This window comes from Agarivorans sp. D1326, assembly GCF_056958115.1.
In genome coordinates, this window is the sequence record NZ_JBTWEN010000003.1 from 222,880 (window position 1) to 247,719 (window position 24,840).

Below are 24,840 nucleotides of genomic sequence, written 5' to 3' on the forward strand. Positions count from 1 at the left end.
GGAATGTTAAATATGTCTGAATCTATCCACTTCTTAGCGCTTGTTGGTGAGCTTTCGACGCTTGCACAAGTTGATGCCATTTTACTGGCGGGCTCAAGAGCTAGCGGCCTTTCTGATAGCTATTCTGACTACGATGTATATGTCTATTTAAACGCCCCCTTGGCGGCTGAAGCACGTCAAAAGATAGTGGCAAAGCATTGTCAGTATCTTGAGTTAAATAATCAGTTTTGGGAAACCGAAGACGACGGTGTATTGCTCGACGGAATAGAGATTGAACTCATCTATAGAGACTTTTCCTTCTTGGAAAATGAGCTGCATTACTTAGTGGAGCGCCATCAAGCAAAGGTGGGTTATAGTTCCTGCTTTTGGGCAAACTTGCTAGATTCAAAAATCCTTTACGATGCTAACGGTGAAGCCAAGCGTTTACAGCAACGTTTTGATGTGGCTTATCCCAACGCACTGCAACAAGCAGTAGTAAATAAAAATGCGCCTTTGCTTACAACACTAATGCCCGCTTACTACTTCCAATTAGCCAAGGCCTTAAAACGCCAAGACCGAGTTAGCTTAAATCACCGTTGTGCAGAGTTTTTAGCCAGTTATTTCGACATTCTTTTTGCTATTAATGAGCTGCCGCATCCTGGAGAGAAGCGCATGCTTGAGTACGCTGAACTACACTGCAATATTTGTCCAGACCAGCTAGCTGAAAATGTCGAACGTTTGCTGGCTGAGGTGGGGCAAGCAGCAGACAGCTTATTAGATACAGTGAGTTTGCTGACCGAAACCTTGCAGCAGGTGGTAACGACTCAAACATCCTTAAGCTGGCCTGCTAAGGATTAGCAGATAAAAGCTAAGCTACATTGATCCATCTCTATTGATTAAAATAATATTTGATGTGAAGGTAGCGCAACTCATAGTAGTAAAAACAAGGATGTATTGATGCTAATAAGCCGTAACGCCGCAGGTGGCTTGCTCGTTCTAACTCTATTCTCAGGCGCTTCTTTTGCAAGCTCCGATCTAGCCGTTCCCTATGTTGTAGGGGGGGAAGATGCCCCTAAAGGTGCTTATCCGTGGATGGCTCAACTTAAAGCGGGTAGCAGCCACTGTGGTGCTGTGTTAATTAATGAGCAATGGCTGTTAAGTGCTGCGCATTGTACTTTCGATCAATATGAAGAAGGGCAGCATACCCAAGCTGAAGATATCATCGCTTTTATTGGCGAAGATGAATTCAATTATTCTTATGATGACGGTTTGTCGATGGCAGAGGTATGCCAACATCCAGATTACGTTGATTTTGATAACACTGAGGAAGGCAAGGTTATTGGAGACTATGATCTAGTGTTGATACGTTTAGCTGACGCTACTTCTATTATGCCAATAACGATTAATCAAAGTGCGATTTTTGACCAGTATTCTCCTGGTTTTGGCCTGCGAGTAATTGGTTACGGCCGAGTAAACAATGATGCTGATAACCCCGAGTATCTTGATGAGCTTCAACAAGCCGATCTCTCTTTAACATCGACCTCAGAATGTAGCCAGTTTTATGGCGCGGAGTGGTTAAGTGAGCAAATGTTTTGTGCGGATAGTGATATAGCCGATTCATGTTCTGGCGACAGTGGTGGTCCATTGTTTATTGATGAGGGGACCCAATACAAGCTGGCAGGCATTGTTAGCTGGGGGACAAGCAGTTGTGCTAATGCGCCTGGGGTTTACGCAGATGTTGGCAAATTGTCAGGCTGGATTAACCAAGTAATCCAAGCCAGCGAAGCAGAGCGAGCAGACCCAAGTTTGTGCTCTCAACTAGCTGCGGTTCCTCGGCCTAGCTCTGGTGGTGGAGGGGCTGCTGGCGGTCTAGGTTTAATTGCTTTGCTGGTGTTACGCCGCTTTAGAAAAGCTAAAAATTAGATTTTTCAATTAGTTAATTAACGGAATAATTCTTCCGTTAAATTGTTTAAAAAATCCTCATGCATCGGCGGGCGTTTTCTGGTAAATTACGCCCGCATTTTTATATGCCACTAACAAGCTGTCTCATGGAGTGCTGTTAAACAGTTGAGAACGTCCACCCCAAGGATTGGGCCAGCAATTTGGACGAACATTTTTGCTTGTTAATGAGAATTTTATGCAAAGTATTTTTGCCGATATCGTTGGACTACTTGGAACTGCTTTAGTGGTAGGTTCGTTTTTTCTTTTACAGTTAGAGCGTTTAAATCCCAAGCAACTTGCCTATAACCTAATGAACTTAAGCGGTGCTATTTTACTGCTAATTAGTTTGTGCATTAATTTTAACCTAGCTAGCTTTGTTATTGAGCTATTCTGGATTGGTGCATCAGTGGTAGGTATTGTTAAGTACTTCAAACGAGAGCCTGCTGTCGCTCAAGCATAATTTAGAATGACTTCGCGATAATTTAAGAGCTATCGCCTTTATTCGATGGTGATAGTTCTTAATAAACGATTGAAACTTTGTTTTTCCCTCCTGTCACTTACTCTGATACTCCCTGTTCAACTCGGCTAATTAAGCGCTGGCATATAAGCAACGAAAAGTGGCCTCTATGTGGTAGCTGCCATCGAGGTTCTCAAATGGCGACAAGGCCTTACGATGTGCTTTGTCTAATGCATGATGGCTAGTATTTTCAATGGCTTTTGCTGCAACTCCAGATGAGGCTAAGCCGCGCAAGGCAGTTTCTAAATCAGCGTATTGCCAGGGGGACACAACGTCGAAAATGTCTATAGGTTTTAGCCCAGATTCAAGGGCAAATTCACGCAATAAGGTTTTGTTGGATAGGGCAAAAGGCCCCGGAGCGCCTTTGGGTGGTGCGGGTAACAACGGTTTTAAGGCTGCCACTAAGGAGGCCGCTTGCATTCCTTCTGGTTCACCCCAAGTCATAATTATTACCTTGGCGCTAGGCTTGGCAACGCGCTTGGCTTCGCCCAAGGCTGCAACATGATCCCCCGCATATTGAAATGAGTTAAAGCCGGTAATACAAGAAAAACTGTTGTATTTAAATGGCAGCGTTTCTATATCAGACACATGAAATGATCCTTTTGGAGATCGCTGCTTGGCGATTTCTATTAAGGCTTGTGAAGCATCAACCCCATGCACTGTTGCGCCTTGTTCGCTGGCCAAAGCGGCGGCCATACCAGAGCCACATCCAACGTCTAAGTAGTAGCTAGTCTCGTTGATGGCCAGTTTATCAAATGCTGCTAGATATACTGGGCGACAGGTTTGCTCTTGAATATTGGCCCAGTCTTGAGATGACAATCCCCATAAGCGGCCATTAGCCTTGCCAGTTGTTGCGTGTTGGTGAGTATTCATCTCAAACTCCGCCATTTAACCTGCTTAGACTTTAGTCTAGTGAGCTAGTCTTACAGTTAAACAAGGCGATAACGACAGAGGCTTGTGCAGCATTATCTTTACAGGTATGGCTTTAGGTGGTTTGGCTGATTATGCCTTAGAGGGAAGTGGATACTGGGTTTTCGGGCATCAATGTTAGGCGAACCTCTCGCAACAAATTTTCGACTAGAGCGATAAGTTTGACGACTTTGGCTGCACAAATGAGCAAAAGCTTTGTATGCTAGAGCGACTAAAAATAGGGCCTTTACTTATATGAATCAAATACATCCTCAATTAGCGCCAATTTGTGATTACCTTGAGCAACAATTGCTTGGCAAACCCAAAGCGGTGCGTTTGGCTTTGAGTTGTTTATTGGCCTCTGGCCATTTGCTGATTGAAGATCTGCCGGGTGCTGGGAAAACCAGTTTAGCTAAATGGCTTGCTGCTGGTTTTGGTTTAAGTTTTCAGCGAATTCAATTTACTAGCGATTTATTGCCTGCTGATATTATCGGTGTGTCGGTATTTGAACCGCCTACTCAGCAGTTTAAGTTTCATCCTGGGCCTATTTTTCACCATCTAGTTTTGGCTGATGAGCTTAATCGCGCCAGTCCTCGCACCCAAAGTGCTTTGCTCGAAGCCATGGAAGAGCAACAAGTGAGTACCGACGGTGAGAGCTACCCTTTAAAAGCGCCATTCTTTGTTATTGCCACCCAAAACCCGCGCGAACAGCTTGGTACCTTTGACTTACCCGAGTCTCAGTTAGATCGCTTTTCCATGCGTTTAAGCATTGGTTTTCCTGATTTAGATTCAGAAATGGCAATGCTTAAACGAGGCAAGCAAACCAGCCAATCTTTAGCGGCACTTTCAGTAGAGCAACTGTTGGAGTTACAACAGCAAGTGAACGCACTGCATTGCAGTGATGCTTTGTTAGATTATTTATTGCGTTTGGTGCACTGCAGCCGAGTGCTGGAAGGGGCTAGTCCTTTGTCGCCGCGTTGCAGCTTAACCTTACTTGCTTGCGCCAAGGCGTGGGCATTTGTTCATCATAAGCAGCACGTTTCCCCAGAGGATGTGCAAGCGGTGTTTAGTGCGGTGAGTGCCCACCGTTTAGGGCGAGGAGATAGCGGAGAAGCCTACGCCAAACAAATATTGGCCGAAGTAGACCCCTATAGTGATTTGACTTAAGCATGAGACTCAAATTACTAAAAGCGTTTAAACAGTGGAAGGGCGTGCGCAGCGAGGCTTGGTTAGCTAAACGCGTGCCTAGCAGTAGTAGTTTACGTTTAACTCGAAAAAATCTGTTTATTCTGCCCACTCGCTTTGGTTGGGGGTTTTTAATCGCCTTAGTGGTGATGTTGATGATGGGCAGCAATTATCAAAATAACTTAATTATTGCCTTGGGCCTGTGGTTGTTGGCGCTTTGGTTAGTGTGCTTGGTGTTATGCCATCAAAACATGTCCGGAAATACCGTGAGTTTATTGCAGCGGCCAGAAGGGCAATGTGACAAGCCGCTGCGTTTATTACTTAACATAGTTAATAACAAGCAGCCCCATGCTTTAGCCGCAGAAATAAAGAACTGGCCCTGTAAGCAAGCTTATCAACAACTCGACGGTCAGTTGGCGTTAGACTTGGAAGTAAAGCAACGTGGGCGTCAACTACTGCCTCGGATAAGTCTCTCAAGTATCTTTCCTCTGGGTTTATTTAGATGTTGGACGGTGGCTGATTTTAATTGTGAGCTGCTGGCTTATCCTGCACCGCTGGCCGGTTTTGCTTGCCCTTCTCAAGAATGGGTAGAAGCCCATGATGTTGAGCGTGCGGCTAGTGATAGCCAGTTGCAAAGTGAGTTTTCGGGCCTTAAGGCTTATCGTAGCGGCGAGCGAAAAAGCTTATTGGCTTGGAAGCAGTTTGCTGCGGGGCGAGGCTTACAGACTAAGGCATTTACTGGCAACCCTAGTATTGATTTACACCTTAGTGATCGCAGGCACAGCGGTTTGAATTATGAACAAACTCTTTCGGTATTGGCTTTTTGGTTGCGCCAGTTGGCGCAGCAACAACAGAGTTTTAGCTTACAAGTTGGTGCAAAGCAACTGGCCAGCGGGAGCGGTCAACAGCAACTAAAAGCGGGTTTAAGATTACTTGCAGAGGCGCCGAGCAGTGATGAATAGTCTCAATAGTTCGCATATTCGCATGTCGTTGTTGTGTTATTCGGCAACAGCCTTGTTATTGCTACAACAAGTGCCTTGGCTGCTAGTGCTTGTAGGCTTGACTGCGGGGTGGTGGCGCTTGCGGGTGATGCAAGGCTTAGCCACTTTACCGAAACCGCGCTGGGTAAAGCTAAGCTTAGTGCTACTTATTGCAATGGTGCTGTGGTTAGCGCGCTCCTTTGAGCTGTTTGATAAGCTAGTGAGCCTGGTAATGCTTGGCTACAGCTTAAAGTACATTGAGCTGCATAAGCGGCGTGATGTGGAAATGTTTAGCCTTACTGGCTTGTTTTTGGTGGCATTTTCATTGGTTTTTTCAAGCCAGCCTTTAGCTGCTTTATTGGCAGCGCTAGTGGCATTTTTACACTTGCTACTGTTGCTTAGCTTAGATGTGAAAATAAGCTTTAACTGGGCTAAGCGATTAGGCTTATGGTTATTGGCTATTGCTCCCCTAGCTATCGCACTATTTATTGTTGCACCACGCTTAGCACCTTTGTGGAAAATGCCTACCCCGAGCAGCGCGCAAACTGGCTTGTCTGATGTGGTTCGCCCTGGTGATATCAGCCAATTGATTCGCTCAGATAAGTTAGTGTTTCGGGCGGAGTTTAGTCGCGCGCCAGAACCCGATGAGCTGTATTGGCGAGCCATGGTTTTAGACGAATTTGATGGTGAGCAATGGACCCGCAGCCAGATAGCCCAACAGAAACAAGCTCCCGATAGCTCAAGTGCTATAAACCAGTATCAACTCTTGTTAGAACCCGCCAACCAAGCGTGGTTAGCCACCTTAAACCCTAGCCAAGTTCGTGGTGGTGGCGCTAATTACGTGGCCGATGGTAGCTGGCTGCGCGAAGGCGAGAGCTTTCCACGACAAATTCTAAATTTTAGTCAATTAGAGCCGCCTACCAGCAGCGCAGTTCCACCTGCTTATTTGCACTTTCTCACCCGTTTACCGCAAAACATTACACCCAAAGTTAGCGAGCTTAGTGAGCACTTAGGTTCTGGCTTAAGCCCTCGATCACCCGATTACCCAAAGCAAGTGATGGTACGCGTGCAGCAGTGGTTCTTAAGTCAGCAGTTTAGTTATACCCTCAGTCCGCCAGCTTACCCAGGGCTGTTAGGTGTCGAGCGTTTTTTATTAGATCAGCAAAGCGGCTTTTGTGTTCATTATGCGCAAAGCGTGGTGATACTGGCGCGTTTACAAGGGATACCCGCTCGCATGGTTACCGGCTTTTTAGGTGGCGAGTGGGAACAACAAGACAGCTTACTGGCTGTGCGCAACTACGATGCTCATGCTTGGATGGAGTATTGGGATGGCCAAGGCTGGGTGCGGCTTGATCCCACTGCTTGGATCGCCCCTGACCGGGTGGAAAACAATCTACAGCAAAGCCAAGCTACCGCTCAGCAGTGGCAAAGCATTAGCGGTTGGGGCCAAAAGATTTGGTACACCCAAGGCTTTAACCAACTGCGCTTATGGCTTGCCCAGGCCGATTATTGGTGGGCTAAGTGGGTACTTAACTTTGACCACAAACGTCAGTTAAGTCTGTTTTCTCAATTGCTGGCTTGGCTGCCGGGCAGCTCCTTATTAATGTTAACCGCCGGGATGATTTTGCTGGGTTTACTTGCCACTGTTTTGCTTATGGCTAAACCTTGGCAATGGCGTCTGCCCAATAAACAAGTTGTCTCGCTAAAATGGCAGTGTTGGCTATTGGCAAGGCGGGGAGTTGTTCGGGCTAAAGGGGAAAGCTTTAGTCACTTCTTAAAGCGTGTAGAGCAGCAAGCTCCGCAGCGAGCATTCGCCTTAGAACACGCTATTAATAACTATAACCAAAAGCGCTATCAGCCTTAAGGCTTCAATTTAACTATAAATGAGCTACTCGTGGTTGTGGCTCGCTTAAGTTTTTGATTCACTTTTATCACTCAGTTTTTCGCTAATCATTTGTGTTTATTCACTAGGGGCTGTTGATCTTTGCTGATGGTTTTTGCAGCAATTTATTAGCCATTTAGGCAAGGCAGTGAGTGTGCAGTTAAGTGGGCTTAATAATCACTCGCTAACGCTGAATAAATGGCTAATAAATGCTGCCCGGAGGGTTCGGATAAGCGAACTTTACTCTTTGTTAAGCACTTCTTGCTTAGCCCACTAGGCTTCTAAGTGCTCGCCGCGATTAAAGCCCGCTTATCTCGAACAAAATTTCAACACCAAAGGTCAACAGACCCTAGTTCTTTTCAACAAATACAGTGAATTTCCTTAATTAAGGCTAATTTATTTGTCAATTTGTGTGAGCTAACCAGATTATTATCATCGCTGCTCGTAAAGTGAGCGACACTAAAAGCTCAGGCAAAAGGAGATAATAATGGATTGGATTGAGTGGTTTGGTTACTTGGCGTCGGTGGTGGTGGCCATTTCGTTAACCATGAGTTCGATTGTAAAGCTGCGCTGGTTAAACATGGTGGGGGCTGCGCTGTTTTCTACTTATGGGTTTATTATTGGTGCTATGCCGGTGGCTTTGTTAAACCTATTTATTGTATTTGCTAACGTCTATTACTTGCAGGGTATCTACCGTAGCAAGGACCAATTTAAACTAGTGGCAGTGGAAGCTAGCAGCCCATTACTTGGTTTTTGGATTGAGCATTATCAATCTGATATCGAGAAGTATTTTCCGCAATTTTCGACAGATAGTTTGCTTGGGCAGGGCTGTTACATACTCATGCGCAATAGTGAACCTGCAGGCATATTAGTGGGCAAACAGCAATTGCATGAGTTTGAAATAAAGCTCGACTACGTTTTCCCTGCTTATCGCGACTTTAAAACCGGCGATTACCTTTACCATAGCTCTGGGTTTTTTGAGGTCTTAGGTGTTAAGCAGCTAGTTAGCTATACGGCGGTAGCGAGTCATCAGCAGTATTTAGTTAAAATGGGCTTCAAAGTTTCGGCGGATAACGCTGCTCTATATCAATATAAACTTAGCTAGCATTACGGCAGCAGAACAGCGCAACATGCTGTTAATTTTATGCTAGGGTGAGTTTTTTGATTTGCCTTTAGGTATCTGTAATATGCGTTTGAAATTGCTGCCATTTTTATTTCTGCCTTTGTTGTTTGCTTGTGTATCTGCTGAGCAAACTCGTGCTCCTGAAACACGTTCAACCACGGTGGTAACAGGGAACACCGAGTATTTGGAAAGCTCGAGTGGCCGATATGCTTGGCACCCAAGTTTAGGTCAAGCCCATCTCAATAGAGCTGAAAACGAAGACTTATTAATATCTGAACTACGTAAAAGCATTAGCAAAGCGATGGCTAAGAAAGGCTACACGCAAGTCTCTTTGCAGCAGCAACCCGACTTTTTAGTTGGCGTGGGCGCAGCGCTTGAATCTCAAATGAGTGACCAGCAAATATTAGAACGCGCTGGTATGATGGCGGGGATGTCTAGTGATTCATTAGATCCTGAGCTCTACCAAAAAGGCTCAATTATGGTGGCGCTATTTCAAGCAGAAGATACTGGCCCATTTTGGCGGGTATTAGGCCAAGGCATGGCACCTACCGACATTCCTCTTAGCGAACGAAAGCTGCGTATCGAATCAGCCATTGAGCGTTTGCTGCAATATCTACCTCAGCGATGAGTCGCTTTGGCATTTAGTTGACTAAGTTAGTGACTTAAGGAAGAAAGCGATGACCGAGAATACACCTAGTAGTTTTAGCGTAAAGCAAGCAGCAGAATTAGCAGGCATAAGCAGCGACACTTTGCGGTTTTACGAGAAAAAGGGGCTGCTGTTTACGGTTAATCGCTCACCTAGCGGCCATCGTCGTTTTAGTTCGCAAAACGTAGAATGGCTGCGTTTTATTGTTTGTTTGAAGTCTACCGGTATGTCGCTTGATGCGATTAAGCAATATCGCGATATGCTGGACGAAGGCCCTAGCACCGAGCAACAGCGTTTGCAGCTGTTGCTCGATCATAAACAGCAAACCGAGCAACAAATAGCCTGCCTAAATCGAAATTTAGAACACGTACAGCGGAAAATAGAGCACTACCAAACCGGTAGCGAATTAAGCATTAAACTTAAGTCGCTTTAAACCGATTCAATCAAGGCGATATCTTGTTTATTGAGGTTAAGGCTAGCGCCTTTTATTACCCCATTAGCTTGCTCAGGGCTACGCATTCCCACAATGGCGCCGGTAATTACCGGGTGCTTTAAGGTCCATGCAATTGCAACTTCTGCTGCCGATACTTGATGTTTTTCTGCAACTTGCTGCAGGGCAGCAACTATTTTTAAGTTATGACTTAGCTTTGGTTCGTTGAAGTCATCGGCTTTTTTACGCCAATCATCATCACCCATTGCAGCGATCCGTTCGGCGGTCATTTTCCCAGTAAGTAAGCCAGATCCCATTGGTGAGTAACAAATCACCCCGGCATTGTGTTGCTGGCAGTAGGGCAGTAGCTCAGTTTCACATTCTCGGTTTATTAGGCTATATGGTGGCTGCATACTGTTAATAGGGGCTATTTTTTGTAGGCTTTGCATCTGTTCGATGGAGTGATTAGAAACGCCTAAATAACGAATTTTCCCCTGCCGTTTTAACTCAAGCATGGCTTGCCAAGCTTCTTCAATGTCCTCGGCGGGGTTAGGCCAGTGAATTTGGTATAAATCGATGGTTTCTACTTGCAGACGTTTTAGGCTGTTTTCTACTTCCTGTTTAACGCTGGCTGCTTTAAGACACGGCTCAATATTATTTTGTGCATCCCAGTTAAAACCACATTTGCTAAAGATAAGTGGTTTTTCACTCAAGCTTTTAATGGCTTTACCTACTACTTCTTCGCTGTGTCCAAGCCCATAAACGGGCGCTGTATCTATCCAATTAATGCCTAATGACAAGGCGTGTTGAATAGTGGCAATGGAGTCTTCATTTTGCTGAGCTCCCCAGCCCCACTGCCATTTTCCACCCATTGCCCAAGCGCCTAAACCAATACGAGAGATATCTAAATCGCTGTTGCCCAAACGTGCCAATTCCATGTTGACTCCTCAAAAGCCTTGTTGATTACTATGTAAACAAATAACTTAGACGTGAGTGTAAATCTTGGAGTTAACTCCAAGTCAAGTGCTAATACTGAGTCGGTGAAATATCGCTTTGACTAGTGATATTTCAACACATTCGGCTAGGATTAAATTAAGCCCTAAACTTATTGAAAAAGAAGGCCTTATTTCGGTTAATCTAATTTGGCTTGCGACCTTGTGCTGACTACACTGAGGCGATAAATAAGTTATAAAAACGATGCAGGAATCTTCATGTTAAAACAATACCCAGTTACCGATTTACACCGCCACTTAGATGGCACCATTCGCGCAGAAACCATTTTGGAATTGGGTCGAAAGTTTAACGTAAGTTTGCCTGCTAACTCGCTACAGGAATTAATCCCCCATGTGCAAATTACCAAGCAAGAGCCTAACTTGGTGGCCTTCCTTTCTAAGTTAGATTGGGGGGTAAATGTATTAGGTGATTACGATGCTTGTGCGCGGGTGGCTGAAGAGAACGTAGAAGATTTAGTTAAAGCGCAGATCGATTATGCCGAATTACGTTTTAGCCCAGGCTATATGGCGATGAGCCATAAACTGAACCCAGAAGGGGTGGTTGAAGCGGTTATCGAAGGCGTGCGCCGTGGCATGCAAAAGCATGATGTACAAGTAAACTTAATTGGCATTATGAGCCGCACTTTTGGTCAGCAAAGTTGTAGCGATGAATTAGCCGCTTGTATGGCGTTTCGCGATCAAATCGTGGCGGTAGATTTGGCGGGTGACGAGTTAGGTCATCCAGGTAATTTATTTGTGGAGGAGTTTTCACGAGCTAGAGATGCAGGTTTTGCTATTACGGTGCACGCTGGCGAGGCTGCTGGTTCAGAGAGTGTGTGGCAAGCGATTCGCGAACTAGGTGCAACCCGTATTGGTCATGGGGTTAAGATTGCCGACGATCCAAAACTAATGGACTATGTAGCAAAACATAAGATTGGTGTTGAATCTTGCTTATCATCTAATTTCCAAACCAATACCACGCCAGACTTAAGCCAGCATCCACTCAAACGCTTTTTAGAACATGGTATTCGAGCTAGCTTAAATACCGATGATCCTGGCGTATCGGCGATTGACTTACCCGACGAATACCGCATTGCACGCGAGCAGTTGGGCTTTGGAGATGAACAGGTCGCCAAACTGCAAAGCAACGGTTTGAAAATGGCCTTTATTAGTGAAAGTGCTCGTCAGGCCTTGCGGGAAAAAGCCTCAAAACGCTAAGAGAACAAAGCAAAAGCCCGTGCATTAGCACGGGCTTTTTTATGGGCGCCGTACACCCAAGCTTATCTGTGGGCCTGGGCAATCCATTACTGCTGCAATGCAGCGGATCATTTCGTTTTCTAACACAGTAAGTTGTTTATCTAAACAAACGCACGCTACCAAGGCGCGTAAAATACGCTGCTTAATTTGCGGGTAGGCGTTGGCGAGCTTTTTCACTGCGGGGCCAAAATGCTCAACCTGGCATTGCTCCAGAGGCAACAAGGTAATGGTATATAAACCAATGCTGTTGGCACCAATCCCAAAGGCGCGCTGAGTCTCGGTATCATTATCATGGCCAAAGTAAGCAAGGCTCGATAATACGACTGAAAATGGCTCAGATAACGCTGGAATACTGCTATAGACCGGTTTGCTATGTGTGACTTTTTCAAATTGATGAGATAAGTAGTGTTTTACCAAGTGGTACAAACACCATTCATACATATCCACTTGTTGGTCTGCCTTAATTAGGCTGCGTAGGTTGTCCATAAAACGCTGATATTGCTTAGCCGACATACACTTAAGCGCAGGAAACGATAGTTCGAGCAGGGGTAAGCGGTAGCTTTTGTCCACCGAATTTATCCAATTCCATGCTTGGAGTGTTTCTTCAATTCTTGAAGATTTACTCAGGTTGTCTTTAATATCGTCTAGCTGTTTAGCACGTTGTGCTTCATCGTTGCTAAGCAGCAATGCATAAACCACGCTGATAACGCCACAAGGATCATGAGCCAAACTGAGCAATCCATCGGGTAAGTGGGCTAATTCGCCACTTACCGTTACGGTATTCTCTGACAGGCTAAACTCAGCTTTTTCAGATTTGTTATCTAGAGCGTCTATGGCCGCTTCTGCAGCGGCAGCTACAAACACGGTCTTTTTGAGTTGCTCCTGGCGTTGTTGTTTGGCTTGCTGTTGGCTGGTTTTACTGTAAATAGGTTTGGCTGCTTTTTTAATATCGCGCTTGATCAGTGCACCATCCCAACGAGGAAGAATCCGTTTTATCCGTGATTTAATGGCTGGATGAGTAGCAAAAAAACTGCCTAAACGGCGAGCATCACCTATAAACATATGGCTGGTTTCTTGGCTAAGTGGGGTACGTAAACCCGAACCAGCATCATAACCGCCGATAATTTTTAGCGCATCGGCGATGCCATTAGGATTACGAGTAAACTGCACAGCCGATGCATCTGCCAAATACTCGCGCTGGCGACTGATGGCCGCTTTGATCATATTTGCAAAGAATAAACCTATCCAGCCTAGAGCCAGTAAGCCAAATCCTGCAGCAGCCACCCGAGCGTCATTATTGTTAGAACGGCTCGATGAACGGTGGCTATAACGCTGAGTATGCAAAATAAATTCACCAAGGTTAGCGATAAAAACTATCCCGCTAAGCAAGGCAATTAAGCGCACGTTTAGGCGCATATCACCATTAAGAATATGACTAAACTCGTGGGCGACTACACCTTGCAGCTGCTCTCTATTAAGCTGTTCAAGTGCGCCTTGAGTAATGCCAATCACTGCGTCGGCTGGGGTGTGCCCTGCTGCAAAAGCATTAATGCCAATTTCATCTTTAAGCAAATATACCGAAGGCACCGGCATGCCAGAGGCTAGTGCCATTTCTTCAACAACATTGAGTATTTGTTGCTGCTCTGGGTGTTGGCTATTTGGAGGAATACGCTGACCACCTAAAGATTCAGCTATTCTTCTGCCGCCATCTTTTAACTGAAACCACTTAAAAGCAATCGCGCAGATAATGACGCTAGTCATTACCAAGCTAACAAATACCAGAATATCAGCTGAGAAGAAGCTGCGATTGTCTGGCAAGTTTAACTCACTGGTAGAGTCAAACATCCACAAACACGCGGCGATCAAAATATTACTTAGGCCAATTAAAATGATCACCGCGATAACAAATAATAAGATCAACCACTTGCTGTTACGACGAGCATGATCTTGTTCGGCAAAAAAGTTCATGGTGCTCCCCGGTGCTTAAAAAGACACTTTAGGGGCGTTTTGTATCTCAGCACTGTCGGCAAACTCGAGTAAGTTTGCATCTTTTTTATGGCCAAATTGGGCAGCAAAAAACACCGGTGGGAAAGATTGACGGTATTCGTTGTATTCGGTTACCGAGTCATTAAAGGCTTGGCGTGAAAACGCGACACGGTTTTCTGTAGTAGTAAGCTCTTCACTCACTTGCATCATGTTATCGCTGGCTTTTAGGTCGGGGTAGTTCTCCATCACAATGTTCATTTTGCTCATGGCTCCTTGTAACACCCCTTCAGCGCTGGCTAATTTGCTAAGCGTTGCTCCAGTGGGATCACTTGCTGCAGCACGCAATAATGCCGAAGCATCGTTACGGGCGCTAATCACGGCCTCTAAGGTGTCTTTCTCATGTGCCATATAAGCTTTGGCTGTTTCAACTAAATTAGGGATAAGGTCATAACGACGTTTTAGCTGAACTTCTATTTGAGCAAAGGCGTTTTGGTAGCGATTACGCAAGCTAACTAAACGGTTGTAGATACCAACAACATAAAAAATTAGTGCCGCAATAATTACCAAAATTACGATTAGTGATACATCCATTTGCCTAAGTTCCTTTATTTATTAAACACTTAATATCTGCATGATACGGATTTAGTATAACAATGCCATGGCTTAACTAGCAGTTTACGCTTAAATGATTAAGTTAATTTTTGCCAAGGTGTAAGTAAATGCTGCCAATACTGATTTGGTGAAAGCTGTGGAGCTGGGCTTGTTGTTTAAGCGTTCGCTAGCCCGGGAAGTTGGCCACGTAAAGGGAGCCGTTAAAGCTAGCTGCAAACCCACAGCATTGGCAAAAAAGCATTTTAGTTTAGCTACTAAAGCTGCGATGCTAGGTGAACACAAGGATGAAAATAATAGGGTAGATATCACCATGCATGAATTGGCGACACTCGCTATAACGGTATTTATGGGCTTTTTTGCGATGATGAACCCTATCGCAAATACTGCTGTGTTTGTTGGCTTAACTGGCGGCCAAGGTACTGCTGAGCGCAAGCGAACTGCGTTTCGCTCACTCGCAACGGCCTTTTGCATCGTGGCAGCTTTTTGTTTACTGGGAAAAGGCATATTTGAGTTATTTGGTATTACTTTGCCTGCGCTGCGTTTAGCCGGCGGTATATTGGTTTTTCTGGTGGGCTACCATATGTTGCAAGGTGCGAGCTCTAAACTGCATTCTCACACTCCCAGCAGTGAGAGTGATGATGAGGAAAAAGACATTGCTGTATCTCCATTAGCGTTGCCTATTTTAGCCGGGCCAGGAACCATCGCTACAGCGATGAATTACTCAGCTTCTGGAGGCATTATAAACATCATCGTTACTGTTATCGCATTTGCCTTACTGTGTTTAATTACTTTTATCTGCTTTTTATATGGTCCAAAACTGGTAGATAAAGTGGGCAAGGATGGGATAAATATTACCACCCGTTTAATGGGGCTAATTCTTACCGTTATTGGCATGCAAATGCTAATTCAAGGCGTGCACGATGCCTATATGTTGTTTCAAGGCGTGAGTTAAAAACAAGGTTTTGGGCAGGACTATTAGCTGCATAGGTGCTTTGAGGTTAGTCGTTATTATCCCCACAAAGGAAACAAAACAGTACAACATACTCTCTTCTTAGCAAGTATGTTGTACTAATAATTTTATCTCTACTCTCTGTCAGCAAGCAGTTTGGCTATTTTAGCGGGTTCATTTCTATAGCCATATCTAGCTAAGTTATCAACCTCAGGATCACTACATAGGCTAAAATCATTCACCCAAGCGTCAATGCTAACTGAACTCATGAGTAATGTGAAAGGAGGGCAGGCTTGATAGCCATGTTGCTCTGCAATTTTTTCAATACGGGATTTTTCTATTGATTGGCCCGGAAAGATGAAAAGAAATCCGATTAGTATCGCCAATGCAAAAGCTTTGGTTGAGTTATTTTTTAAACTGAGTGGAGGAGCACCTTTTACTGTATTCCTAAACTGCCAAAGCATGAACAAAGCACCTGTTAGAGTTGTAATTGCTCCACCAATGTAACCAGCATATTTAGTATCTAAATAAATAACAGGAAACTTATTAGCTAATTGATCCTGAGTTGCCCTAACCATATCAGTCATGAAAAGTAACCAACAAGCAATAAAAAAAAGACTGCTGAAGATTAAGAAGCCTAGGAGCGATTTCTTGGTTGTTTGTTCGGTTTTCATGTTGGACAGACCTAGAAAAAATTGTAAGGCGAATTGTTCATATTAGTTATTGCTTTCATTTGGTTAATTTTTTGATTCATTTTATCTATATCATTATCCAAAGACTTTTCGGCAGATTCATTGAGCGCTTTGAGCAGCTTAGCTTTTAAATCGTAAGCGTTCGCAGACTCAGTTAATAAACCTTGAACAATGAATGCAGCAATAACTCCCGCAGCCACAGGAAGGACGACGACACCGAATGTTGATACAGCGATAGTTCCTACTATGTAGCCTAAAACCGCTGCAACAGAAGCTATAGTCACATCCGTTGCAACATCTACCACCCAATTGGTCATCAAGTAGTCTTTTTTAAGTACTAACTCCAGAGTATGGTGTGATACTGAAAATACAACTGTGATTAATACACCACCACGGGCGGATGCTTTGAGACCTTGTTGACCAATACCGAGCTTAAGCATTTGAGCATTTGTGGATAGGTATCTAGTCCCTTTAATGACGGTTCTTAACTTGTGATTTCCTTTAAAGCTAATGTAGCTTTTAGCGCCATTTTGAGTTATTTCGTATTTACCTAAAATATTCCCGCCACGCTGCATGTCTAGTGCCAGCGCGCCCATAGCTTTTACGTCTAAGGCTTGGCCTGCAAATTGGTTGGTGAGGCTAGCGGTATTTAGAACTAACTTTTGAGCGAGCTCCGATAGGCCTAAATCTTCCAATTTCTGACTAATCGCTGTTTGCTCAAGTCCTTGGCTTTGCTGATTGGCTAACCATAGTGAGAAAAACTGCGGCCCATGCAGTACATAAAGATCCACTTCTTTCATTTCTGAAGCTTTAAGTTTGCTTAAGCAAGCATCACGTTTGGCTTTGTTTCGTTGGGACAAACATTGAAATTGATTTTGAGCCACTGCAATTATCTCCTTTAGTTGCAGGGCAAGATAGTAAATATCAATAATGACAAAGTAAACAATAAGTTTGACTGTAACGCCAAAATTGGTGTTAAAAAAACCAAGGCCTTGCCTTGGTTTTTCTCATTAGATGTTTTTAAGCGGGAATGTGTTCTGGTTTGGTAGAAAGTACAGCTAATAAACGTTGTGCGTGCTCGGCCACTTCAATGCCTAAGTCGGTGAGGTAACCGCCGTCGGGTAGGGTGCTTAAACCTTTATCAAACAGGCTTTGTGCTGCAGCAATTACTTCGGGAGCTGCATCATGGTGAACCTTAATCCCGGTTTGCAAACTGCTCATATCAAATTGCAGCAGTAAGTTGAGTTCGGCGATAGTATTGGGAGTAAATTTCATCGTGCCATCCTTTATGTTTTTGTTATCTCCACATTAGAAAGCCCACTCTTATTGCGCAAGCGGTCAGGATAAGAACTGATACCTTACGCACTGTTTTGTTTGCTTACGTGATGCCGCAAAAATCTCTCAATGACCTAGCGCAATTTTGTTCAATAAAGTTTATCGGTGAATGCATATAGTTTGGTTTTGTTAGAAATACGGAGATCATGGTGAGTATATTTTTATCGATGTTGGTGTTTGCATTTATTGGTGCTGTATCTCCGGGGCCAGTTAATATTATTGCTACAGGTGCTGGCGCTAATTTTGGTTTTCGGCAAGCCTTGCCACATGTAGTTGGGGCAAGTGTTAGTTATAGCTTGGTGGTGCTTACAACGGGCTTAGCGCTAAATGCGCTGTTGTATTGGCTTCCCAGTTTAACGGAAGCTTTAAAATACTTAGGGGGCGCATTTTTATTGTATATCGCGGTGAAAATTGCTTGTTCACCAGTTGCTACTCAGGCGGAGCAGGCTCTGGTTAAACCTCCTAGTTTATTACAAGGTGCGCTGGCACAAGGTTTAAACCCAAAGGCTTGGTTGGTTGCAATGTCTGGAGTAAGTTTATTTGTATCGGCACAGCAGCCAGCATGGTTATATTTGTTGGTTTTTTGCAGCATCTCTCTTATTGTTTGTTTGGTGGGAGTGGGAACATGGGCCGCGATAGGTTCGCTTATTGCCCGTTATTTGCAATCTCCAATGCGAATGCGAGTATTTAATGTGCTAATGGCGCTGCTATTGGCTGTTTCGGTATTGTCGCTTTTTGTGTAGCTCTATGAGTGAGGCTTTATGACAACTATTGCAAAGCATTTATTAAAGCGAAGTGCCCAGCTGCCGTTTGTTGAGCTGCGCCAAGCTGAGCATTCTGAGGCTTGTTACCATAGCCATTCTCACGATGAGTTTTCCTTTGGCATTATTGATACTGGCGAAGCCATTTATAAAAACATGCAACGCCAGCATCATATTAGCCAAGGACATAGCGTAACCATTAACCCCGGAGATGTGCATTCTTGTAATCCAAAACAAGGTGCTTGGTCATATAGAATGCTGTTTGTGGAAACGGCTTGGGTAGCGCAACTGCAACAAGAGATGTTTGCGCGTTCTGCCAGTGACTATTTTGCATTCGAGAAGCATTGCTTAAGTCATAAACAAGATTACCGCTTATTAGAAAACTTATTTAATAGCATTAAATTAGAGCGAAATTCACTAGAGCAAGAAAGCTTGTTGATTGCTTTTTTTGAGCAACAGTTTGCGGCAAAACACCCATTGCGAGCAGACTTACGTTGTTTAGCTAAACCGCAATTGAAAAGGGTGAAAGAGTGTATTTCTGACCAGCTAGATAGTCAGTTAAGCTTGGGTGAACTTGCGGAAGTGGCCGAGCTTAGTCGTTTTCATTTAGTGCGCAGTTTCAAGCAGGTTTACGGATTGTCTCCGCATGCCTTTCAACTTAATCAGCGAATTAATCGCGCCAAAGCGTTGTTGCGCGAAGGAAGCAGTATTGCCGACACTGCCTTAGATTTAGGCTTTGCTGATCAAAGTCACTTTCAACGAAATTTTAAAAAGCGCTTGGCACTTACACCTAAGCAGTACCAAGGCTTTTTTGTGTAGCATGCTTACCCTTGTGGGAGCACTGCAGAGTTAGTTCTTTAATAATTCTAACACTGGTAATAAATCACTCGGCTCTTGGCGCTTGGTGTAGTCTGGGTCGACAAAGGCACTCGCGATAGAACCATCTTGGGCAATGACATAGGTTACCGCTAGCGGTAAGTTAAATTGTTCTGCGCCGTTATGTTGTTCTACTTCAATACCAAATGATGAGTAAATAGGGCGTAGCTCTTCGGGTAGGGCAAAAACGATACCTAAGCTTTTGGCGTATTCTGCATTTTCATCACTTAACACCTGAAACTCCAACTCATTTTTCTCGGCGGTGCTTAACGATGCATCTGGTAGCTCAGGGGTGATCGCTACTAGGTTTGCTCCTAAGGCTTTAATTTGCGGCAAAATTTGCTGGTAGGCGCGTAGCTCTAGGTTGCAGTAGGGGCACCAGCCGCCACGGTAAAAAGTCACAATGGCTGGTCCTTGCTTAAGTAATTCAGCCAAACTAACCGAGTCACCATTTTGATTAGGTAAGGAAAACGCTGGTAGTTGTTGCCCTTGTTGAGGTGCCTTGGCTGCAATACCACTCTCGGCTAAGTTTTTGGTGGCTTGTTTCATTAGTTGCTGCACCTCTAGTGGTGCTTTCGCTACAAAAGAAGCAATGTAATCGGCGATCTCTGTTTGTAAACTCATGGTCAATCCTTAGAAGTGTTAGCTTGTTTTTGAATGTTCATTCAAGCAGTGTTTGAATGAACATTCAAGTTAATTTTGAATAAACGTTCAAAAAGATGTTTAATTGTTTACCTCAAGGTATACTTACACCGAGTTACCAAAGTAGAGTGGATAGATAAATGGCTAAGATGCAGTTTCAGCGTGACCAGGTATTGGAGCAGTCGGCTAACTTGTTTTGGCGAGTGGGTTATAACGCCACTTCTATGCAACAGGTGTTCAAACATACTGGTTTAAAGCCGGGTAGTGTTTACTTAGCCTTTGGTAACAAAGAGGCACTATTTAAAGAGTCTTTAAGCCATTACGCAGAAGTCTCTAAAGCGGGAATTACCAAAAGTTTAGACGCAGCAGAGTCGGTTGAATTGGGCATCTGTGAAATACTTGATGGCATGGTGTCCCAATCTGCTGCGACGGACTACTGCAGCTGCTTTTTAGTGAAAAGTCAGCTTGAGCTTAGTGATGAGCCAAACTTACAAAGTTTTGTGAGTGAGCAGCTACAGCAAATAGAGCAGCTTTATGCTGGCTATTTACAAGCAAAGTATGGTGAACAAGACGCTAAAGCCAAAGCGTGTTGTATTATGCTTCACATCTTTGGCATTCGAGTTTATAGCTACCACCAAGGTAGTGAGTTAGCAATGCGCCAAGCCTTGCGTACCGGGCTTGCTTGGTTGCCGTGGCATGGCTTGAGCCACTAAACTTAGCTGTTAGCCAGTTAGTTATTACCAACTTAGCTCTTGGTCATCCCAAGACCAAAACCTGCCGCTTTGCTCTGGACTTAGTTGATTTATTCTCTTCAGTAGCAATGTTGCACTGCGTTCGCTGGTTAACAGTTTGTGTTTAGCTACATTGGCTTGAAATGGTTTCGATAAGGCTGTGTCGGTAGTACCGGGATGCCAAGCCGCTACACATACTTTAGGGTGAGTGCGTTGCCATTCTATGGCGATGTTTTTTAAGGCCATATTGAGCGCGGCTTTAGCACAGCGATAACTATGCCAACCACCAATGCGATTGTCGCTAATTGATGCCAGCTTGGCCGAGATACTTAAAAATACGCCGGATTGGCTATGTTTTAGCGCCTTAGCGGCATGTTTTGCCAGTAGCAAACTGGGCAAGGCATTTAGCTGCATGCTCAGCATAAAGCTAGCCGCTTGGCATTGGCTTAAGCTTTTTTCAGGCTTTAACTGAGGCGAGTGTAATACTCCGGCGCAATTTATTAGCCAATCCAGTTGGTAAATATTGGCCATTAGCGCCGCTATCTCTGTTTCATCACTAAGGTCTAGTTGCTGCCAATTAAGCTTAGGATGCTGCAAGGCAGGTTTATTCGAATGCCAAGTGGCAGTGACACTTGTAATCGTTGCTTGTTCGAGCAGTTGTTTTACTAAAGCGAGGCCTATGCCGCCGCTGCCGCCAGTTACCAATACTTTCATGGGTAGAACTTTGTGGTTGGTTTTAGTTGGTTACGTGGCGAAGCGTAAATTAGTTTACAAATGCGAGTATTAACAGAGGGCTAGCGGAGCAAAAACGGTGAGAATTTTAGTGGCAAGCAGGCGCTTGCCACTGTTAGCCATGCTTAGAAAAGGTGGCTGTATTGCATAGAGTAGTAGATGGCGTCTGAGCGGGTATGGCCTACCACTGTGTTAGGGAAAGGGGTTTGACCTATTACTGCACTATCTTCTAATACTTCAACATCTTTACCGCGAACAAAGGCTAGGCCAAAGTCGATGCTTGAGTTTTTATTTATGTGATAACTGGCACCAGCGGTATACCAGTTACGATCTGAGTCTGGGATAGACAGTGAGCTAATCTCATCCACTACACCTTTGTCATGCATGTAACCGGCACGGGCGGTCCAGTTCTGATTGATAGTGTAAGTACCACCTACACTAAACAACCAAGAGTTTTTCCATTGGTAGCTTTTAACAATCGCGTCTGGGTTTGAACCGGTAACCGTAATATGTTCAAAATCACCCCAGCTAGTATGTTGCGCCGTGTAGTGCACCGCCCAACTTGGGCTTAACTCGTGATAACCAGCAAATTGGAAAATGTTGGGTAGAGGAATATGAATTTCATCATAATTTTGTGTTTGGTACTCTACTTTGCCATCAGCCTTAAAGGTTGGGCTAATACGGTAGCTCATGCCTAAGCGGTTTTTATCGTTGATCTCGTAGGTAGCACCCACTATACCACCCAAGGCCCAGCCGGCGGCTTCGACATCCACCAAAGTAGCTTGGCTTAATGGGTCTGGAGTGATTTGACCGCTGCGTTTCAGTTTACCTTCTCCGTAAATCAAATCTACACCGGCACCAATGCTAAACTGTTGGTTAATGCGGTAGGACACGCTGGCATTGAAGTTGGAAGTAATAATCTCTGTTTCGCCAAATAAGTCCACAGGAGTGACAGGGGCTTCCCCTTTGTTTAACGAGCTAATATCAGTGCCCGTACCAAAGTTAGAAAAGGCACCTACACCAACGGCAAAGGAGTCGTTAATTGGGTGGATATAGTAGATGTTAGGAATAATTTTGTTGTCCGCTGCGTCTGGTTCGCTACCGTATTGAATGGTGCCACCTACAGCACTTACGTCCTTAATAGTTACATCAACGTCTGCGTAGGTTAAACCTAATGACAGCGCTTTGCGGTCGAACATCGCCATGGCTGCTGGGTTACGTGATAATACCGATGCATTATCAGCAATAACTGCGTCACCAGAAAACGCACGACCAATACCGGTGGCCGATTGGCTATTTAATTGAAAACCTGCCGCTAAACTTTGGCCAGTAAGTAATGAGGCGCTAATTGCAACTAGACTTAATTTACGTTTATCCATAACTTCTAATCTCTCGAATAAGTGTCTCAGTTCGCATGGCGTAACTGAATTGTTTTATTTTTGTAATATTTTCCGCATCTTAGGCAAGTGATCGGTCCTCTACAACTCCGACCAGAGCGAATATTCTAATGTTGAAATTGTTAAAAGTGGTGGTCTGACCTGAATGTTGCAAGCTAAGCGCCTGGTTTATAGTGCATAATTTTGTTAATTGATGGTGAGACTTAAATTACTGTTAGATTATTTGAGGTGGGAAGGAGTAAAACTAATGTTTAAAAATGAGAGCTTTATTCGCGGGAGCAAGCCATGATAAGACATATTCTTTTGATTAAGTTTAAGGCTGAAGTGAGTGACGCAAACATTCAGCAAGCTCGGCAAAATTTTTTAGATATTCCAAATAAAATTGAGGGAGTACTAGAGGTTGAATGGGGGCGAAACGATAGCCCTGAAGCCTTAAACAAAAACTATCAATACAGTGTAATAATGACCTTTGCTGATGAAACGGCGCGGCAACACTATTTACCCCACCCAGAACATGAGCGTCTAAAACACCATTTTGTAGCTTTGCTCGAAGACATCATTGTTTTTGATTTCACTCTATAAAGCATTTTAAGGGCTGTAGTTATTTGTGAGCAAACCTTGGCGACTAATGTGTAATAACCATTGTTTTAGGTCAAACCAGCTTAGATTAACTTGTTGCTGTGTTTTTAATCAATTATGCTTGGTTTATTAATCAACACCTTTGGTGTTGCTAATTTATGCGAGTAAATGCGTTGTTGTATGAGGCTTAGTTTGCAAATGAAAGTTGTAGTTGTTGGTCTGCTAGTCACTTGGTTGGTAGCCTGCGGTTCAGAGCAGGAAGATTCTGCCTCTGTAAGTATGGCTAATCCCGCATCAGTATATTGTGTAGAACAAGGTGGAGACCCACAGATTAAGAAAACTGCTGAAGGGGAGGTGGGCTATTGCCACTTTACTGACGGGCGGGTTGTTGAGCAATGGGACTTTTATCGCGCCAGTTTAGAATGACAATAGCTTGGTCTAGCACTTTAGATGTTTAACCAGTTAATTTAGGTTTTTTACTTCGATTTTTTCTCAGTTACCAGATATCTTACAGCAATCGATGCGTGGCTGAACAAGCCTGTTTTATGTAGGTTGGAAATGATAAAGCTAAGTGCAACGGCAATGCTTATTGGCAGTGTGTTAAGCCTTACTGCTTGCGGAGAAAAGCCCAAGGTATATAGCGGGCGTTTTATTTTTGGTCATGAGGTGAGGGAGTTTATACCTTGCGGTCGCTCGGCATTATGGTGGCAAGCCGATCAAGACCTAGTCGCCGATCTCATCGAATTCTACCAACTCAATACCACTGAACCTTACCAAGCCATTTACGTTCAAGCGGAAGCTAAGCTGCTTCCAGCCGCGACCGATGGATATGCTCAAGAGTACCCCGCAGTGTTACGTTTGGATAAGATACTTGATTGGCAACAGGCTGTGCCCGACAGTTGTAATGCTCCCTCTTCGTAATAAAGGATCGTCGTTTTGCTTGCGCGTTTAATTTTTTCTATTTGTACTGCGGTAACCAGTTTAAGCAGTTTGGTTATTTTTGGTTTGAGCTGGTGGCCGTTGTTGTTTTTGGCGCTAGCTTCTTTTGTCATCTTATCTTTGTATTTTAAAGGCTTAGATTATATAGCGATATTATTAGCAAGAATTTGCGGCGCATTAGCGCTGTTAGGTTTAGCCTTGTTAATGTTAGCGGCTACCGTAGGCGGCAGTTTTCATTTATCGCCTAGTAATTGGTTAATGGCGGGCTTAATGCTTACGATGAGTCTTTCGGGCCTTAGTGCGTTCTTTTGGCAACAGTCTGAGCCACCTATTACCGAGGAATAATCATGTTTAAGGCTTTTCATCATGTGGCGATAATCTGCTCCAACTATACCCGTTCAAAACACTTTTACTGTGAGTTATTGGGCCTTGAAGTAATTGCCGAACACTACCGAGAACAGCGAGATTCTTATAAGTTGGATTTAGCCTTGCCCAGTGGCGAACAAATAGAGTTGTTTTCTTTTGCTAATGCACCTGCAAGGCCAAGTTACCCAGAGGCGCAAGGTTTGCGCCACTTAGCATTTGCTGTGGAAGATGTAGAGCAAACGGCTGCTTTGTTAATAGCAAAAGGGATAGAGCTGGAGCCGGTAAGAATTGACCCTTATACCGGCAAAAAATTCACCTTCTTTAGTGACCCAGACGGCCTGCCTTTAGAGCTGTATCAGCAATAGCTGTAACTTAGTCACAGCCTCAGCCACAGCTATTGTT

At 44.2% G+C, this 24,840-nt stretch carries 29 protein-coding genes; 19 read left to right on the forward strand and 10 right to left on the reverse strand.

The window, feature by feature from the left end; translation table 11 throughout:
- The first annotated feature begins 12 nt into the window (after positions 1-12).
- The 3 genes from ACYFDN_RS07585 (at position 13) to ACYFDN_RS07595 (ending at position 2,380) form a co-directional block, all read left to right on the forward strand.
- Positions 13-837 (forward strand): DUF4037 domain-containing protein, encoded by an 825-nt coding sequence (locus ACYFDN_RS07585; RefSeq protein ID WP_483510635.1) that lies wholly within the window; start codon positions 13-15, stop codon positions 835-837.
- A 99-nt stretch (positions 838-936) separates the two neighbouring features.
- Positions 937-1,902: a S1 family peptidase gene (locus ACYFDN_RS07590; protein WP_483510636.1), complete on the forward strand. Its 966-nt coding sequence runs from the start codon at positions 937-939 to the stop codon at positions 1,900-1,902.
- 214 nt (positions 1,903-2,116) lie between these two features.
- The gene (locus tag ACYFDN_RS07595; protein WP_016400397.1) at positions 2,117-2,380 is read left to right on the forward strand and encodes a CBU_0592 family membrane protein; all 264 of its coding nucleotides are present in this window, start codon (positions 2,117-2,119) and stop codon (positions 2,378-2,380) included.
- Positions 2,381-2,509: 129 nt separating this feature from the next.
- Here the strand turns inward: ACYFDN_RS07595 and ACYFDN_RS07600 are convergent, their stop codons facing one another.
- Positions 2,510-3,325, reverse strand: a complete 816-nt coding sequence (locus ACYFDN_RS07600) for a class I SAM-dependent methyltransferase (RefSeq protein ID WP_483510637.1) — start codon at positions 3,323-3,325, stop codon at positions 2,510-2,512.
- A gap of 276 nt (positions 3,326-3,601) precedes the next feature.
- On the opposite strand from ACYFDN_RS07600, the gene ACYFDN_RS07605 reads away from it, so the two are divergent.
- The 6 genes from ACYFDN_RS07605 (at position 3,602) to ACYFDN_RS07630 (ending at position 9,595) form a co-directional block, all read left to right on the forward strand.
- A complete protein-coding gene (locus tag ACYFDN_RS07605) occupies positions 3,602-4,513 on the forward strand; it encodes an AAA family ATPase (protein ID WP_483510638.1) in 912 nt (303 codons plus the stop codon).
- Positions 4,514-4,515: 2 nt separating this feature from the next.
- Positions 4,516-5,493: a DUF58 domain-containing protein gene (locus ACYFDN_RS07610; RefSeq protein ID WP_483510639.1), complete on the forward strand. Its 978-nt coding sequence runs from the start codon at positions 4,516-4,518 to the stop codon at positions 5,491-5,493.
- Positions 5,486-7,375 (forward strand): transglutaminase TgpA family protein, encoded by a 1,890-nt coding sequence (locus ACYFDN_RS07615; RefSeq protein WP_483510785.1) that lies wholly within the window; start codon positions 5,486-5,488, stop codon positions 7,373-7,375. Before ACYFDN_RS07610 ends, ACYFDN_RS07615 begins: the two co-directional genes overlap by 8 nt.
- Before the next feature lie 505 nt (positions 7,376-7,880).
- Entirely contained in the window at positions 7,881-8,498 is a 618-nt protein-coding gene (locus ACYFDN_RS07620) for a hypothetical protein (protein WP_483510640.1), read from the forward strand.
- Between the two features lie 82 nt (positions 8,499-8,580).
- On the forward strand, positions 8,581-9,144 hold the full coding sequence (locus ACYFDN_RS07625) for a DUF4136 domain-containing protein (protein WP_483510641.1): 564 nt from the start codon (positions 8,581-8,583) through the stop codon (positions 9,142-9,144).
- Between the two features lie 49 nt (positions 9,145-9,193).
- A complete protein-coding gene (locus tag ACYFDN_RS07630; protein ID WP_483510642.1) occupies positions 9,194-9,595 on the forward strand; it encodes a MerR family transcriptional regulator in 402 nt (133 codons plus the stop codon).
- On the opposite strand, the gene ACYFDN_RS07635 is transcribed toward ACYFDN_RS07630, so the two are convergent.
- Positions 9,592-10,530, reverse strand: coding sequence for an aldo/keto reductase (locus tag ACYFDN_RS07635; RefSeq protein WP_483510643.1), 939 nt, complete (start codon positions 10,528-10,530; stop codon positions 9,592-9,594). The genes ACYFDN_RS07630 and ACYFDN_RS07635 overlap by 4 nt on opposite strands.
- 273 nt (positions 10,531-10,803) lie before the next feature.
- On the opposite strand from ACYFDN_RS07635, the gene add reads away from it, so the two are divergent.
- Positions 10,804-11,802, forward strand: coding sequence for an adenosine deaminase (gene add, locus ACYFDN_RS07640; protein ID WP_483510644.1), 999 nt, complete (start codon positions 10,804-10,806; stop codon positions 11,800-11,802).
- 39 nt (positions 11,803-11,841) lie between these two features.
- Here add and ACYFDN_RS07645 read toward each other — a convergent pair whose 3' ends face one another.
- Together ACYFDN_RS07645 and ACYFDN_RS07650 are read right to left on the reverse strand one after the other, a co-directional pair.
- Complete coding sequence (locus ACYFDN_RS07645; protein ID WP_483510645.1) at positions 11,842-13,809, reverse strand: M48 family metallopeptidase; 1,968 nt, start codon at positions 13,807-13,809, stop codon at positions 11,842-11,844.
- Between the two features lie 15 nt (positions 13,810-13,824).
- Positions 13,825-14,418: a LemA family protein gene (locus tag ACYFDN_RS07650; protein WP_016400385.1), complete on the reverse strand. Its 594-nt coding sequence runs from the start codon at positions 14,416-14,418 to the stop codon at positions 13,825-13,827.
- Positions 14,419-14,590: 172 nt separating this feature from the next.
- On the opposite strand from ACYFDN_RS07650, the gene ACYFDN_RS07655 reads away from it, so the two are divergent.
- Entirely contained in the window at positions 14,591-15,391 is an 801-nt protein-coding gene (locus ACYFDN_RS07655) for a MarC family protein (protein WP_483510646.1), read from the forward strand.
- Between the two features lie 131 nt (positions 15,392-15,522).
- Here the strand turns inward: ACYFDN_RS07655 and ACYFDN_RS07660 are convergent, their stop codons facing one another.
- The 3 genes from ACYFDN_RS07660 to ACYFDN_RS07670 all read right to left on the reverse strand — a co-directional run bounded on the left by ACYFDN_RS07660 (position 15,523) and on the right by ACYFDN_RS07670 (position 17,355).
- Complete coding sequence (locus tag ACYFDN_RS07660; RefSeq protein WP_483510647.1) at positions 15,523-16,062, reverse strand: hypothetical protein; 540 nt, start codon at positions 16,060-16,062, stop codon at positions 15,523-15,525.
- Between the two features lie 11 nt (positions 16,063-16,073).
- Positions 16,074-16,964, reverse strand: a complete 891-nt coding sequence (locus ACYFDN_RS07665) for a hypothetical protein (RefSeq protein WP_483510648.1) — start codon at positions 16,962-16,964, stop codon at positions 16,074-16,076.
- Between the two features lie 136 nt (positions 16,965-17,100).
- Positions 17,101-17,355, reverse strand: coding sequence for a TIGR02647 family protein (locus ACYFDN_RS07670; protein ID WP_016400383.1), 255 nt, complete (start codon positions 17,353-17,355; stop codon positions 17,101-17,103).
- A 206-nt stretch (positions 17,356-17,561) separates the two neighbouring features.
- Here ACYFDN_RS07670 and ACYFDN_RS07675 point away from each other — a divergent pair, with 206 nt between their 5' ends.
- Complete coding sequence (locus ACYFDN_RS07675) at positions 17,562-18,158, forward strand: LysE family translocator (RefSeq protein ID WP_483510649.1); 597 nt, start codon at positions 17,562-17,564, stop codon at positions 18,156-18,158.
- A gap of 18 nt (positions 18,159-18,176) precedes the next feature.
- Entirely contained in the window at positions 18,177-18,995 is an 819-nt protein-coding gene (locus ACYFDN_RS07680; RefSeq protein ID WP_472590241.1) for a helix-turn-helix domain-containing protein, read from the forward strand.
- Positions 18,996-19,025: 30 nt separating this feature from the next.
- Here the strand turns inward: ACYFDN_RS07680 and ACYFDN_RS07685 are convergent, their stop codons facing one another.
- Positions 19,026-19,676, reverse strand: a complete 651-nt coding sequence (locus ACYFDN_RS07685; RefSeq protein ID WP_483510650.1) for a peroxiredoxin-like family protein — start codon at positions 19,674-19,676, stop codon at positions 19,026-19,028.
- Between the two features lie 158 nt (positions 19,677-19,834).
- Between ACYFDN_RS07685 and ACYFDN_RS07690 the strand changes: the two genes are divergently transcribed.
- A complete protein-coding gene (locus ACYFDN_RS07690; protein ID WP_472590242.1) occupies positions 19,835-20,407 on the forward strand; it encodes a TetR/AcrR family transcriptional regulator in 573 nt (190 codons plus the stop codon).
- Between the two features lie 24 nt (positions 20,408-20,431).
- Here ACYFDN_RS07690 and ACYFDN_RS07695 read toward each other — a convergent pair whose 3' ends face one another.
- Both ACYFDN_RS07695 and ACYFDN_RS07700 read right to left on the reverse strand, forming a co-directional pair.
- A complete protein-coding gene (locus tag ACYFDN_RS07695; RefSeq protein WP_483510651.1) occupies positions 20,432-21,139 on the reverse strand; it encodes an SDR family NAD(P)-dependent oxidoreductase in 708 nt (235 codons plus the stop codon).
- A gap of 143 nt (positions 21,140-21,282) precedes the next feature.
- Positions 21,283-22,536: an OmpP1/FadL family transporter gene (locus tag ACYFDN_RS07700; RefSeq protein ID WP_483510652.1), complete on the reverse strand. Its 1,254-nt coding sequence runs from the start codon at positions 22,534-22,536 to the stop codon at positions 21,283-21,285.
- Positions 22,537-22,839: 303 nt separating this feature from the next.
- Between ACYFDN_RS07700 and ACYFDN_RS07705 the strand changes: the two genes are divergently transcribed.
- The 5 genes from ACYFDN_RS07705 to gloA2 all read left to right on the forward strand — a co-directional run bounded on the left by ACYFDN_RS07705 (position 22,840) and on the right by gloA2 (position 24,803).
- The gene (locus ACYFDN_RS07705; protein ID WP_483510653.1) at positions 22,840-23,136 is read left to right on the forward strand and encodes a Dabb family protein; all 297 of its coding nucleotides are present in this window, start codon (positions 22,840-22,842) and stop codon (positions 23,134-23,136) included.
- A gap of 195 nt (positions 23,137-23,331) precedes the next feature.
- The gene (locus ACYFDN_RS07710) at positions 23,332-23,559 is read left to right on the forward strand and encodes a putative hemolysin (RefSeq protein ID WP_016400375.1); all 228 of its coding nucleotides are present in this window, start codon (positions 23,332-23,334) and stop codon (positions 23,557-23,559) included.
- A 132-nt stretch (positions 23,560-23,691) separates the two neighbouring features.
- Entirely contained in the window at positions 23,692-24,054 is a 363-nt protein-coding gene (locus ACYFDN_RS07715; protein WP_338622077.1) for a hypothetical protein, read from the forward strand.
- Positions 24,055-24,069: 15 nt separating this feature from the next.
- The gene (locus tag ACYFDN_RS07720; protein ID WP_483510654.1) at positions 24,070-24,417 is read left to right on the forward strand and encodes a hypothetical protein; all 348 of its coding nucleotides are present in this window, start codon (positions 24,070-24,072) and stop codon (positions 24,415-24,417) included.
- A gap of 2 nt (positions 24,418-24,419) precedes the next feature.
- Positions 24,420-24,803, forward strand: coding sequence for an SMU1112c/YaeR family gloxylase I-like metalloprotein (gene gloA2, locus ACYFDN_RS07725; protein WP_483510655.1), 384 nt, complete (start codon positions 24,420-24,422; stop codon positions 24,801-24,803).
- The last annotated feature ends 37 nt before the right edge of the window (positions 24,804-24,840 follow it).